At 31.2% G+C, this 12,895-nt stretch carries 13 protein-coding genes; 6 read left to right on the forward strand and 7 right to left on the reverse strand.

Going from position 1 to position 12,895, the window contains the following annotated elements:
• Positions 1-640: 640 nt before the first annotated feature.
• The 6 genes from C661_RS22730 to murA all read right to left on the reverse strand — a co-directional run bounded on the left by C661_RS22730 (position 641) and on the right by murA (position 6,558).
• Positions 641-2,227: an endonuclease NucS domain-containing protein gene (locus C661_RS22730; RefSeq protein ID WP_017415093.1), complete on the reverse strand. Its 1,587-nt coding sequence runs from the start codon at positions 2,225-2,227 to the stop codon at positions 641-643.
• A gap of 254 nt (positions 2,228-2,481) precedes the next feature.
• Positions 2,482-2,961, reverse strand: coding sequence for a 23S rRNA (pseudouridine(1915)-N(3))-methyltransferase RlmH (gene rlmH / locus C661_RS0109550; protein WP_017415094.1), 480 nt, complete (start codon positions 2,959-2,961; stop codon positions 2,482-2,484).
• A 197-nt stretch (positions 2,962-3,158) separates the two neighbouring features.
• Entirely contained in the window at positions 3,159-3,656 is a 498-nt protein-coding gene (locus C661_RS0109555; RefSeq protein ID WP_017415095.1) for an SEC-C metal-binding domain-containing protein, read from the reverse strand.
• Positions 3,657-3,737: 81 nt separating this feature from the next.
• Positions 3,738-4,313: a GerMN domain-containing protein gene (locus C661_RS0109560; protein ID WP_017415096.1), complete on the reverse strand. Its 576-nt coding sequence runs from the start codon at positions 4,311-4,313 to the stop codon at positions 3,738-3,740.
• Between the two features lie 156 nt (positions 4,314-4,469).
• The gene (locus tag C661_RS0109565; protein WP_017415097.1) at positions 4,470-5,255 is read right to left on the reverse strand and encodes an MBL fold metallo-hydrolase; all 786 of its coding nucleotides are present in this window, start codon (positions 5,253-5,255) and stop codon (positions 4,470-4,472) included.
• Positions 5,256-5,298: 43 nt separating this feature from the next.
• Complete coding sequence (gene murA, locus C661_RS0109570) at positions 5,299-6,558, reverse strand: UDP-N-acetylglucosamine 1-carboxyvinyltransferase (protein ID WP_017415098.1); 1,260 nt, start codon at positions 6,556-6,558, stop codon at positions 5,299-5,301.
• 478 nt (positions 6,559-7,036) lie between these two features.
• On the opposite strand from murA, the gene C661_RS0109575 reads away from it, so the two are divergent.
• The 6 genes from C661_RS0109575 to C661_RS0109600 all read left to right on the forward strand — a co-directional run bounded on the left by C661_RS0109575 (position 7,037) and on the right by C661_RS0109600 (position 11,608).
• Positions 7,037-7,582 carry a hypothetical protein gene (locus C661_RS0109575; protein ID WP_017415099.1) on the forward strand — a complete coding sequence of 182 codons (546 nt, stop codon included), beginning with the start codon at positions 7,037-7,039 and terminating at the stop codon, positions 7,580-7,582.
• A gap of 23 nt (positions 7,583-7,605) precedes the next feature.
• Positions 7,606-8,157: a 2'-5' RNA ligase family protein gene (locus C661_RS0109580; RefSeq protein ID WP_017415100.1), complete on the forward strand. Its 552-nt coding sequence runs from the start codon at positions 7,606-7,608 to the stop codon at positions 8,155-8,157.
• Positions 8,158-8,195: 38 nt separating this feature from the next.
• The gene (locus C661_RS0109585) at positions 8,196-8,684 is read left to right on the forward strand and encodes a dUTP diphosphatase (protein WP_017415101.1); all 489 of its coding nucleotides are present in this window, start codon (positions 8,196-8,198) and stop codon (positions 8,682-8,684) included.
• A gap of 55 nt (positions 8,685-8,739) precedes the next feature.
• Positions 8,740-9,171 (forward strand): DMT family transporter, encoded by a 432-nt coding sequence (locus C661_RS0109590; protein WP_017415102.1) that lies wholly within the window; start codon positions 8,740-8,742, stop codon positions 9,169-9,171.
• A 250-nt stretch (positions 9,172-9,421) separates the two neighbouring features.
• Complete coding sequence (locus C661_RS0109595) at positions 9,422-10,315, forward strand: selenium metabolism-associated LysR family transcriptional regulator (RefSeq protein ID WP_017415103.1); 894 nt, start codon at positions 9,422-9,424, stop codon at positions 10,313-10,315.
• 66 nt (positions 10,316-10,381) lie between these two features.
• Positions 10,382-11,608, forward strand: coding sequence for a S8 family serine peptidase (locus C661_RS0109600; RefSeq protein WP_017415104.1), 1,227 nt, complete (start codon positions 10,382-10,384; stop codon positions 11,606-11,608).
• A 39-nt stretch (positions 11,609-11,647) separates the two neighbouring features.
• Here the strand turns inward: C661_RS0109600 and C661_RS0109605 are convergent, their stop codons facing one another.
• The gene (locus C661_RS0109605) at positions 11,648-12,883 is read right to left on the reverse strand and encodes a competence/damage-inducible protein A (RefSeq protein WP_017415105.1); all 1,236 of its coding nucleotides are present in this window, start codon (positions 12,881-12,883) and stop codon (positions 11,648-11,650) included.
• Positions 12,884-12,895 lie beyond the last annotated feature (12 nt).

A 12,895-nucleotide genomic window follows, 5' to 3' on the forward strand; every position in this document is an offset into this window, starting at 1 on the left:
CAAATAATATACTGATTTTGAAGTATAAAATATGTTCTTTGGTATCATAATCAAAATATACATTATATTAATATTACTTTTGGAGCAAAGAGGTTGTGATGGACTACTCTACAAATATTAGGGATAGCAATGGAAACACTATTCTTCATGGCATGTTTTTAATGGATATACACTGTCAGTACTTGACCTATCAGGTACGCCTAAGAAATAATAATTTTGTGATACATACTGGCAGCTCTTACAGCTTACTAACGCCTAATCGAGCTAAGTCATTAGTAATACTAGGTAATATGGATGACGATATACTTGGCTATGGTCATCATTTATTTGAATCTGCATTATAGTTCTACTCTACCAGACCAAAACTTATTACAGAGCTATATAAATAGTTGAAAAAGAAGAAGGGGCATATCAACTAACAACCCTTCTTCTTTGTTTAACTTAGATAGTTTATCATATCTCGAGCCTTTGCATTGGGACATACATTCCCTTATGATAGTAATAGAATAGCAATAACTTTAATAAAAAAATGAAAAGACAAGACAAGTGCCCTTTGCACATTTGGAAGTTACATTATTCTTTTTATACTTCAAAGTACATATTACATTTTGGAATTATATGATTTAATATTTTTCAACTATTATTCAAAATATCCAACTACTAATCTTTTAAAGCACTCAACCAATTCATTTCGAAACTTATTCGACTCACTTAAATAGTCTATAAAGTTTTCTCCTAAGCTTTTCTTTTCATTTAGAACAATATCACCATAATCTACCAACAAACTATAAATCCTTCTATCATCATAATTTAATGTAATTAATTCACTTACATACTCCATACCTAAATCACTCATTATACCTAAATCTTTACTATGAATAGTATGTAGATGCATATCCATAAAAATATTAAATTCTTGACGTTCAAAATACTTATCAACTATATCGTTAAAATTTATTTCTTTTCTTACACATCTTATCATTCCTCTATATATACTAACTCTGCTCTCATTAATATAATCAACAATAATTTCATATTTAGGTTCTAGTTTGTTTACTATACACTCTAAAATATTTTCTGGATTAAAAATCATCACCGATATATTGTAGTCCTTTTTTTCTTTTCCCAATTCATGATAAATCCGAGAAATATGATACTTCCAAACTCTATTGTTATAAAATATATTAAGTGATTTATTAAAAATTTCATTAATTTTAGCATTATTACTTGAAGGCGATTGATTATAATACATGATGGTATTTGATTCATTTATGCTCATAATTTCTCTTATAGCCTTAACACTTGAAAATAATTTATCCCTCTCAAAAAAACCGTTACACATAACCTTTTGTATACCCCATCCAGAATTTATATTAATCATAAATTTTTCTGGGTATCCAATTTCATAATCATCGCTATCTATTTCATGCAAAAAGTTTTCAAGAAAGATTCCTTCAAGAGATATAAAGTACCATTCCATTTCTTCTTTTGAAGCCGATTTGTAGTTTTCTTCTAGTTCCAACGCTTCGCTATATGAATCATTAAACTTATCTAAAAGACTATTGTTTTTATTTGACCTTGCTTTTAATAAATTTAAATAATACTCTTTTGAATACCTTTGATGTGCTAAATATAATGCATTCGGGTATGGTATTGATTTATTTATAGACATCTGTATAACTATAAAATCTTCTATACCGTATTTTGGCAACATTGTCTTTATCTTATGTATCATTTCATCTAATCTATCTTTATTCCTATATAAAAATATATGCTGGGATTTTGATATACTTCTTGTTATATCCAAGTTCAATGGTTCTATCTTCTCTTTATCAATCGGTACATTGTTATTATCTAATCTTATCTTATATCCCTCTAAATAGTAATTATTGTTATTATAGAACTCAGAATATGGTACTATCAACTCTTCCCAAGTTGTAGAAATTATCATTAATCTAATTTCACTATCCTTAACTTTTAAATTATATTTCAAAAGTGCAGCATATTTAGACACTTCGTGAATAGCCTGACGAGATGCTTGATTACTTCTTTTAATTTCAATAATAACGTAATTATCTTCTGCATCTCTTGCCAGTATATCAATAAATCCTCTTGTTCCAAATGCATTCTCAAGCTTGTACTCTTTTTCAACTAAGCTTAGGTCTTGAGATATAAAATCTAAATTTTCACATAAGTAATCCCTAACTAAACTTTCAACGTTATTCAAAATATCCTCTCCCAAACTAATAAGGTATAAATTCCCTATGATTATTTATTTTATGTTATTATACCCTATATATTTACAATTTTCTATTAGCCTCGCTTTTACCTTAATCATATTCTATATCTAAGTTATGCATCACCAATCAGAACAAGAATTATGATTATTTTATTAACCCTCCAGCTTGTATACTACAAAATTAGTTGCTAAAAAAATCTCATTGGGTTATGGCACTACTAACTTCTATGGAAAAACCTCATTTATTTATGATATGGTTCTCCCTTCATTATCCTAAAGCCTCTATATATCTGCTCTAGTAACATTACTCTAAATAATTGGTGTGGAAATGTCATCTTGGAGAAGCACAACTTATAGTTTGCTCTATTTAGTACCTCTTGGGAAAGCCCTAAGGAACCACCTATAACAAATGCTAAGTCACTTTTCCCACTTACCCCTAATTCTTCTATGTAGGAGCTAAATTCCTCTGAAGTTAGCATTTTTCCTTTCAGGTCTAGAGCTACTACAAAGCTATTATCTTTAATAGCCTTTAGTATTGCTTCCCCTTCTTTATTTTTGATTTGTAATTCTTCCTTTTCTGAGGCATTGTCAGGAGTTTTTTCGTCCTGAAGTTCAATTATTGATATTTTGCAATATCTTTGAAGTCTTTTAGCATACTCATCTATAGCTTCTTTTAAATACTTTTCTTTTAATTTTCCCACTGAAATCACTGTTATGTTCATGATATCTCCTTATGTAATTATTTCTTTTCAAAATATGTAATAGTTTTATTTAATGTGTTGTTTTCTATACTTCAAGCTTGTTGTAACACTATGTTGCCAATGAAAACCTGATTTAATGCAAAACAAGCACCCCTATAAGTTATTTATTTTATAACTCATAAGGATGCTTAAATTCTAAAATTATTGTGCTAAACTAATTAGTTGCCACAGCATTTCTTATATTTTTTTCCGCTTCCGCATGGACAAGGTTCATTTCTTCCAACTTTGCTTTCATTAACAACAGTTTTTGAACTTCTCCATTGTCTTTGGATTTCTTTTCTCTTTTCTTCTGAGAATATTCCATCCCATTGTGGTAATGAATAAAGATAGTCTGCTTTAGAGTCTAACATGTTGAAATATAATTTTTCAAAGTTTATTTTAAGTTCTACTTCTGAATCGCCCTCGATTTTTTCAAGATCAAGATCATTTTCTAAACTCTCATTTATTCCATCTAAGAATCCCATGAATTGTATGTCAGTTACACCAAATTGCTTTGATAATTCACTTAGTATACCTTTTAATTCACCACTATGGTTAGCTAGTACCTTGCTATATATGTTAGTTTCAACTTGCGCATACTCTTTCCAGAATGCTGGCTCACCATTTTCTCTAACAAAATCTACAACATAATCCGTCCAGTTTGTATATAAACCCATGTTCTTATCTCCTTTTTATTCAATGTATTACACCTTTGTTAGTTAATTATAATAAAAATACCTACTTTTTTCAACAATTACTTATTTTTGAATTTTTAATGTTTCAATATTATCTTTTGTAAAAGGTTTTGAAATATTATAATTTCCACCTAAAGTTTCTATGTTCTTATTTTCTACAGTAATCATTATCTTTTCCACAGAAGGCAATTGGGTTAGTGAGCTTGCTATTGATGACAATAAAGTCTTTTCCTGAGTTTCTGTCATAGCAAGTTCTACATTGTTGCTTAAATTTACATGCGCAATTCCTTCTTTAATAGAAAAACTTAAAAGCTTAGTTTCTTTAGGCAGTGTTGGTTTAGAGCTACTAACCACTGCTGGCCCTTTAATTAGCTGTTGCATTATAATTTCACCAACAAGCTCCTCTTTATTAAGAAGCCTTTCTTCTTTTAAAAGGCTCTTATTTTCATCTTTAGAATCATTAAAATAAAGGTCAACTTGAATAAATCCATCTTTTTCTGAAGGAAATTTACTATTTTCTAATTTTTCTTTCGTTGCAATGCTTACCTTATCTTTTTTCCCATCAGTAACCTTAAAAATAATTCCTGCTGTAATGATTACCAATAATATGCTTACTGCTATTACTAATTTTTTACTCATAACTTCCTCCTAACTATATTATTTTCTAGGAAATCAAATTAAATTTCAATCTAAATATGCCTTGATTTCCTTATGGCTTTTAGAAATTACTCATTTAATTTTAATCTTGGAAGCCTACATGAACTAGTTAGTGTAGAAGTTTAACCCTCTACAACCTTATAGCTGTGTTACTAAGCTATGTTTGTCTCTACTTGCCATATTTAAAGTCATATCTTTCCCTAATTCCACAGAGTTTTCTCTTAGCACACTAAGTACTGTTTCATAGGCAAGTTCAGGATAATTATTTGTTCTGCTTAAGTGTCCTAAGTAAATAGTCTTATAACTATTTCCTAGGATGTCTAAAATAGCCCTTCCACATGCATCATTAGAAAGATGTCCTATATCGCTTAAGATTCTCTTCTTTAGTGGATAAGGATAAGGACCGAACTTTAACATTTCTACATCATGATTGCTTTCTAAAAGCACTACATCGGCATCCTTTAATGCTTCTTTCACACTATGGGAAAAATGTCCCAAATCTGTAGCAATGCAAGCTTTCCCCCTTTTAGAATGAATTTTATATCCTGATGGCTTTGCAGCATCATGAGCTGTTTCAAAACTTTCCACAGTAATGTCTTTAATCTCTGTAAAGTTTCCTTCTATAATTTTAATATTATGCTCTTTCACCTTACCAATTTTATCAAACATTGCTTTCCAAGTTAGCTCGTTAGCGTATATAGGTATATCATACCTTCTTGATAGAACTCCTATTCCTTTAATGTGATCTGAGTGTTCATGGGTAACAAAAATTCCATCAATTTCTTTTGGGTTTTCCTCAATGTTTAAAAGTTCATTTTCTATGGATTTCCCTGGCATTCCCACATCTATTAAAACTCTTGTATTATCACTAGCTACAAATATACTATTTCCACTACTACCACTAAATAACGGACAAAATTTCATGTTATACTCCTTCTAGTTGACTTTAAAAGAAGAATTCAAAGATTTACTCATATATTCTCTTTATGTCTGCACCTAAAGCCTTGAATTTATTTTCAATATTTGGATAGCCCCTGTCAATATGTTCAATTCCTTCTACAATAGTAGTTCCCTTTGCAATTAACCCTGCTATAACCATGGCAGCTCCAGCTCTTAAATCCGTTGCTCTAACTTGAGCCCCTGTTAAAAGCTCTACCCCGTCGATTATTGCAATTCTTCCCTCAACTTTTATGTTAGCACCCATTTTCTTTAGTTCATCTACATGTTTAAATCTACTCTCATAAATGCTTTCGTTAATTATACTTCTTCCACCTGCTATAGTTGAAAGTGTACTCATTGGTTGTTGTAAATCCGTTGGGAATCCAGGATAAGGTAGAGTTTTTATATTTACCCCTTTTAATTTCCCATTAGACTTTATAGTGATTGCATCATCATGCTCTATTACCTCAGCTCCCATTTCAATTAATTTTGCTGAAATAGATTCAAGGTGTTTTGGAATTACATTGTTTATGATTACTTCTCCACCACACGCTGCAGTAGCAATCATAAAAGTACCTGCTTCAATTTGGTCTGGAATTGCAGAATAATTACATCCTGTAAGTTCTTCTACTCCTGTAATTCTTATAATATCTGTTCCTGCACCTTTAATGTTAGCTCCCATGCTATTTAAGAAGTTAGCTACATCCACTACATGAGGTTCCTTTGCTGCATTTTCTAAAACTGTCACACCTTTAGCCAAGGTAGCAGCTAGCATCACATTAATTGTAGCCCCTACACTCACTACGTCAAAGTAGATACTAGTCCCTATTAACTCGTCTTCTACTTTTATATTTACAGCTCCGTGTTCAATAACAACTTTTGCACCTAGAGCTTCAAATCCCTTGATATGTTGGTCTATAGGTCTTACCCCAATAGGGCATCCCCCTGGCAATTCTACTCTTGCTTCTTTAAATCTAGCAAGTAATGCTCCTAGAAAATAGTAAGAAGCTCTCATCTTTCTCACTTCTTCAATATCAGCATTAGTAGTTGTAATTTCTGTACTATCTATTGTAATGGAGTTTAAAGTCTTCTCCACCTTACATCCTAAGTATTTTAAAATTTTTTCTATGCAATTTATATCTTCAATATTTGGTATGTTATCAATAGTTGAAACTCCCTTGCTTGCTATAATCGCTGCAGGTAATATAGCTACAGCTGCATTCTTAGCTCCATTTATATTAACTTTTCCAAATATAGATTTACCGCCGTTAATAACCAGTTTCTCCATTTAGGTATCATCCTCACTATTTTTTTATCTATACTATAGGTAAACCACTTTTAAACTTTATTTATTCATAAGTCTTCCTTGGTTCCCTTAAGATTTTTTCAACATTTATATATCAAATTTCTAATTTATATGCCTTTAATTCACAAAATTTTCACATCTGTAGGTCATACATTTTTTATTATATCATATACTGCTGATATTTTAACATTAAATTTAAAATATGTGTCAGGTTTTTTTTGCCAACTTAGTGTAAATAATAAAAAAGGTTATAGTTTTTCCATGTAATTCTACTAATCTATTACAATAGATTTTAAATATGTTATAATATCTTATAATTAACAAATTAATAGGGGCTCTCTATATGCCACTAGATATGCCACTTTATAGGGTTTGACAGGTAAGTTATGTATTACTTAGATTTATAATTAGACTCCCTATATATTATACGTTAATATTATGTTATTTTTGGAGGAAAGATATGAAATATTATTTAGTTGCAATATTGGATGAAAACTCTTCCACGGATATTGTGAATATACAAAAGAATGTAAGCAGAAAATATAAGTTGTTTAAAAACACTCCATGTTTATATATTCCTCTTGGATCAGTGACTAATGCAGATTTTGAAAAACTAGATGAAGTTATTACTAAAATAATTAGTCCTTATAAAAAGTTTAAAGTTGGTATAGATAACAATCTTATACTTAGCGATGAGCTAAACACAGTAAACCTTAAAGTAGAAGATAAGGGTTATATAAATAGAATCTGGAGAAATATGTTTGACACATTAAACTTGCACGGTTTTTCTGTTAGAGATTTTAATCCAAATACCTTTAACATTCCGTTGTCTACTGCAAATCATAATATAAGAAAGGCTTCTTCCAATAATGCTTTGATTATTGATAGTTCAAAGAGTAAAGAAGATTTCCTTAAGTTTGCAAAGATAAATAGAATTGAAATTTGGAAAGCATTAAATAGTAAAAAGGACTCTATTGTGAAAACTTATACCCTAAAAGATTATTAAGTTTAAATATTGGGGGCTATACAATGATTTATTACTTAGTAGCAAATTTGGATTGTGATTCTTATAAGGAAGTAGAAATTATTCAAAGAGACCTATGTACAAAATATAAACTGTTTACCCCTGATGAAAAGCTTCCAAAGCTTCACATTACTGTAGAAACTATTGAGGATCCTGACTTAAAATCCTTAGATTTATGGATTAAAGAGGTTATTAAAAACTATGAGCCCTTTGAAGCTGAATCAAATGGTGTTGTTTGCTTTGAACCACCTCACAAATCTGTTAATTTAAATTTATTGAAAGGTGGTCCTCTAGAGAAATTATCCTACAACTTAAACACTAAATTGAAAGAAACTGGCTTTAAGGTTAGAGAAAACTTAGATAACTATATTCTTCATATTTCTCTGGCTAATTCATACTTTTCAAAAAATCAATGGAGTGATTTTGATTATGAAACTGCTTGTAGCGTAGCTCATAACCTATGTTATAATATAAAAATCAAAGTTAAAACCTTGGAGTTATGGAAACCAACCATGGATGAGAGTGATATGGTAGTTTATACCTATGTACTTTCTTAAACTTTGAAATAAACTTAAGTTAAAAGAGAGGAAAACTAATGGATTTAAATAAACTTTTTTCAATGCAGGAAGTTTTAGATAAAAGAATTGAAAATGAACATAACCTTGAAAATCAATGCTTAATTAATAAGAAGGTTCTAGCTCTTTTTGTGGAGGTTGGTGAACTTGCAAACGAAACAAGATGCTTTAAGTTTTGGAGCAAAAAAACTGCTTCTCCCAAGGAAGTAATTTTAGAAGAATATGTAGATTGCCTTCATTTCATTTTAAGCATAGGAATTACCAGTAACTTTAAGGATATTTTGCTAAGTGCTCCTGAAAGTTCACATGATGATGCCACTGATAGCTTTCTAAAATTAAGTTGTCTTATTTCTAATTTTCTAGGCAATAAAACTAGAGAAAACTACATAGACCTATTTAATAACTTTCTAAACTTAGGAAATATGTTAGGCTTCAATGAAGAAGATATAGAAAAGGCTTATGTAAGTAAAAATGAAATTAATCATGAAAGACAAAATCAAGGTTATTAATTAATAAATATTTGTTATATTTCTTGGTTAAACTATCCTTTAGGATGGTGATTTTATGTTAGGTATTATTTTCTCCATTGTGGCAGGTGCTGCCATGAGCCTTCAAGGAGTGTTTAACACAAGATTAGGCCAAAAAATTGGACTTTGGGAAACTAGCGTGTTTGTCCAAGGTATAGCTCTTATATCCTCACTAGTTGCAGCCTTTGCTATGGGTGATGGCAGCTTTAGGGCTATTAAGGATGCTAATAAGTTATACCTATTAGGTGGTGTCCTCGGTGCAGTTATAACTTTTACAGTTATGCGTGGAATAGGTGCTCTAGGTACTACTCTGGCAATAGCTATAATTTTAGTTGCTCAACTTACTGCTGCAGCTGCGATTGATCACTTTGGGTGGTTTGGTGCACAGTGTGTACGTTGTGGATTTAGACAATTTTTGGGTGTAGCGATAATGATACTTGGAATTATTATTTTTAAGTGGAAAAGCTAATTAATGCTTTTCCATTTTTATTTTTTGAAAGCCTACAACATAAAGAGATTCATGCTATAAATTGTTTGGGTTATAGCTGTCTTTAGTATCTAATCTTCTATGCTTAAAATTCAACTTGCTTCCTTTCTTTTACTAGAAATTATTGCACAAAAAACATTTTTATTATAAATTTAAATATTTCCTATTGAAATTTATAATACTTAAAGAGATAATTATAATGAATTTTAAATTAGTGTTAGGAGTGACATATATGGATTTTAAGCAATTAGAGGCTTTTATAAGTGTTGCTAAACTTAGAAGTTTTTCTAAGGCAGCAAACGCTATTTACCTCTCTCAACCAACGATAAGCTCTCATATTTCTAGCTTGGAAAGAGACCTAAATATTCAACTTTTTGATAGAACTTCTAAGGAAGTTAACCTTACCCCTGCTGGAGAGTCTTTCCTTCAGTATGCCAATGACATAATAAACACTAGAAATCATGCAGTAACTGAGCTATCAAACTTTAATAATAATATCTCAGGAAAATTGAATATTTCAGCTAGTACAACTCCCTGTAATTCCATTTTGCCCACTCTTATCAATAAATTCAACGAACTTCATTCTAACGTAAAGTTTAATGTTAAGGAACAAGGTTCTGTTGGAATAATAAAGGACATTATTGATTTAAACTGTGAGATAGGCCTTGTTGGTACAAGCATTGAAAATGCAAAAATTAAAAGCTTTAAAATCATGGAGGATGAGTTAGTTATAGTTTCAAGCCCTAAACTAAACTTGCCCGATAAAGTGACTATTGATGAACTTTTAAAATATAATTTTATAATTCGAGAGAAGGAATCTGCTACTAGGCAAACATTAGAATTATCTTTAGCTCATTCTAATGTGGACTTAAATAAAATTAAGGTGCTTTGTGAAGTTAATACTCTAGATGCTCAACTAAAGTTTGTTAAGCTTGGCATGGGAATCTCTATTATGAGCCGTGGTCTTTGTGAGGAGTATTTCCATAGTGGTTTACTAAAATCTACTTCCCTAGAAGATATCGCTCTTAAGCGTAGTATTTATTTAGTTGTTAGTTCTAAGAGAACCCTATCTCCTATTGGTTCAGCATTTTTCAATATGTGTAAGGAAATATATAATTTAAAATAATTGTTTAACATTTGAGAGTCTCCTTCATATAATAATACTAGTGTAACAATGTATTTGGAGGCTCTCATGTTGTTTTTTGGTAGAAAACTTGATCCTACACTAAAACATGCAATTTCATGTAGTTTATATAATAGCTATAGAATAATTATTGAGTACAAATCTCTTAGAGAAAACATAGAAAAGAAAATTAAATCTCTTAGAGGTAAAGTAATCTTTACCGTTCCTTCAGTAAAGTGTATTACTGCAATAATGAATGGTAATTCCATTAAGCGATTAGTTGAATTGCCTGAAATTCGTTATGTTGCTTTAGATGACTTTGCACAACTTTGCAGTAGAAATCTTTTATCAGCTAATGGAATCTCTCTTCAAAGTAGTTCTACAATATTGAAAGGCGAATATAACCTAAGTGGAAATGGAGTAGGTGTAGGGCTTATCGATAGTGGTGTTTACCCCCATCCTGACCTATTAAATCCTAAAAATAAAATAAAGAAATTTATGGATTTAATTAATGGCTATAATTATCCTTACGATGATAATGGCCATGGTACTCTTATGGCTGGTGAAATTTGTGGTAGTGGTTATGGGTCTAAGGACAAGAATAAAGGAATTGCACTTAACAGCCACATAGTAATGATAAAGGCTTTTGATAAGCTAGGAAGAGCATATATCTCAACTACTTTACTTGCTCTTGAATCCTTATACAATGATATGGAAGAATTTAACATAAAAGTTTTATGCCTTCCTTTTGAAACCTTTAATATGTCTAAATTTATACTTTATTTATATAATAAGCTTTTTCAAAAATTTAAAGACAGAAATGTAGTTACCATTGTTCCTGCTGGTCACAATGGTAATGATGAGGATTCTATTAAAGGGATTGCTACTTTGTCTAGTGCAATCACCGTAGGGGGAATGGATACCACCCTAGAATATGTGGTTCCCTCTTATTCTTCCTGTGGCTCAACTAAATCCCTTCAAAAACCTGATTTTATAGCAGCCAGTGAAAATATTATTAGTTTATGTTGTGATACAAGTTACATTTCCGAACGTAATGGCTTGAAGATTTACCCTTCCCATTTGAAAAATCTTTATAAAGATACCAGTGGTACTTCTTTAGCCTGTGGTTTCATTGCTGGGGTCTGTGCTCTACTTTATGAGCATAATATGGATTATAAGGCAGCTGATATTTATGGTCTTTTAAAACACAGTGCTACCTTAATTAATGATAAGAAATATAAGCAAGGAAATGGACATATTAACTTAGATAATATACTTCCTAAAAAACTAAAATAGCAAGGAATATTTCCTTGCTATTTCTATTATTTCATTATTTTATTTGCTATTAAGTAATTCACGTCTTAACATATCCAAAATGGTTATAGTAGCTCTTTCTCTTATTTTTTGCCTATGCCCAGTTAAATTTAACTCTCTCGTAATTACCTGACCCTTATAGCAAATCCCTATATAAACAAGTCCAACTGGTTTTTCTTTCGTTCCCCCACCTGGCCCTGCTATTCCTGTAGTGGCTAACCCAATATGGGCACCAGAAGTTCTGCAAATACCTATAGCCATTTCTTCGGCTACTTCATGACTAACTGCCCCAAAGCTTTCTAGAGTTTCTTCTTTTACTCCTAGTCTAGAAACTTTTGCATCATTACTATAAGTTACTGCACCTTCAAGAAAGGCTGCTGATATTCCTCCATAATTTATCAATCTAGCTGCTACCATTCCTCCTGTGCAAGATTCTGCTGTAGCTATAGTTAGCTTATTTTCCAATAATAAGTCTCCTAAGACTTCTTCTAAGGAGGTATTTCCCTCTCCATATACATTGTCACCTAGAATTTCTCTTATACGCTCTTCTATAGGCCTAATGAGTGCTCTTGCTTCTTCTTCATTCTCTGCCTTTGCTGTTATTCTAAAAGTTACTTCCCCTTCTTTTGCGTAAGGCGCCACTGTTGGATTCTCGTTATCTAATAGGGCTCCTAGCATGTCCGCTGCTGCGCTTTCACCGATGCCAATGACTCTTAAAACCTTTGATACCAGTATATCCTTACTAAATTCCTTTAAATATGGAATTACACTTTCTTCAAACATAGGCTTCATTTCCCTTGGTGGTCCTGGTAGCATTACAAGGATTTTTTTGCCTTCTTCAATTATGCATCCTGGGGCAGTACCATTATTATTTTTTAAAACTATAGCATCACTTGGAAAAAATGCCTGCTTTTTATTACTTTCAGATACAGTCCTATTAGATCTTTTAAAAATATCCTCAATATGCTTAAAAGACTCTTCATGTAGTACACTGGTCTTTCCAAAGTAATTAAAAGCAGTCTCTTTAGTTAAGTCATCCTTAGTAGGTCCAAGTCCTCCTGTAGTAATGACTAAATCTGCTCTAGAAAATGCAAGAGCATAGGCCTCTCTTAGTCTTTCTGGATTATCACCAACCACAGATTGGTGATAAACAAAAATTCCAATATCACTTAATCTTTTTGCTATGTACTGAGCATTGGTGTTTACAATATCCCCAAGTAATATTTCAGTACCAACTGCTAATATTTCACATCTCATATTATTCCTCCC

Source organism: Clostridium tunisiense TJ (genome assembly GCF_000300195.1).
In the GTDB taxonomy this organism is placed as follows: Bacteria; Bacillota; Clostridia; order Clostridiales; family Clostridiaceae; genus Clostridium_J; species Clostridium_J tunisiense.

What these genes read in the sequence shown, in the direction of transcription:
- rlmH (WP_017415094.1), bottom strand. Translation starts at nt 2,961, where the DNA reads ATGAACATAACAGTGATTTCAGTGGGAAAATTAAAAGAAAAGTATTTA.
- C661_RS0109585 (WP_017415101.1), top strand. Translation starts at nt 8,196, where the DNA reads ATGGATTTAAATAAACTTTTTTCAATGCAGGAAGTTTTAGATAAAAGA.
- C661_RS0109560 (WP_017415096.1), bottom strand. Translation starts at nt 4,313, where the DNA reads ATGAGTAAAAAATTAGTAATAGCAGTAAGCATATTATTGGTAATCATT.
- C661_RS0109600 (WP_017415104.1), top strand. Translation starts at nt 10,382, where the DNA reads ATGTTGTTTTTTGGTAGAAAACTTGATCCTACACTAAAACATGCAATT.
- C661_RS0109555 (WP_017415095.1), bottom strand. Translation starts at nt 3,656, where the DNA reads ATGGGTTTATATACAAACTGGACGGATTATGTTGTAGATTTTGTTAGA.
- C661_RS0109595 (WP_017415103.1), top strand. Translation starts at nt 9,422, where the DNA reads ATGGATTTTAAGCAATTAGAGGCTTTTATAAGTGTTGCTAAACTTAGA.
- C661_RS0109565 (WP_017415097.1), bottom strand. Translation starts at nt 5,255, where the DNA reads ATGAAATTTTGTCCGTTATTTAGTGGTAGTAGTGGAAATAGTATATTT.
- C661_RS0109605 (WP_017415105.1), bottom strand. Translation starts at nt 12,883, where the DNA reads ATGAGATGTGAAATATTAGCAGTTGGTACTGAAATATTACTTGGGGAT.
- murA (WP_017415098.1), bottom strand. Translation starts at nt 6,558, where the DNA reads ATGGAGAAACTGGTTATTAACGGCGGTAAATCTATATTTGGAAAAGTT.
- C661_RS0109575 (WP_017415099.1), top strand. Translation starts at nt 7,037, where the DNA reads ATGAAATATTATTTAGTTGCAATATTGGATGAAAACTCTTCCACGGAT.
- C661_RS0109580 (WP_017415100.1), top strand. Translation starts at nt 7,606, where the DNA reads ATGATTTATTACTTAGTAGCAAATTTGGATTGTGATTCTTATAAGGAA.
- C661_RS0109590 (WP_017415102.1), top strand. Translation starts at nt 8,740, where the DNA reads ATGTTAGGTATTATTTTCTCCATTGTGGCAGGTGCTGCCATGAGCCTT.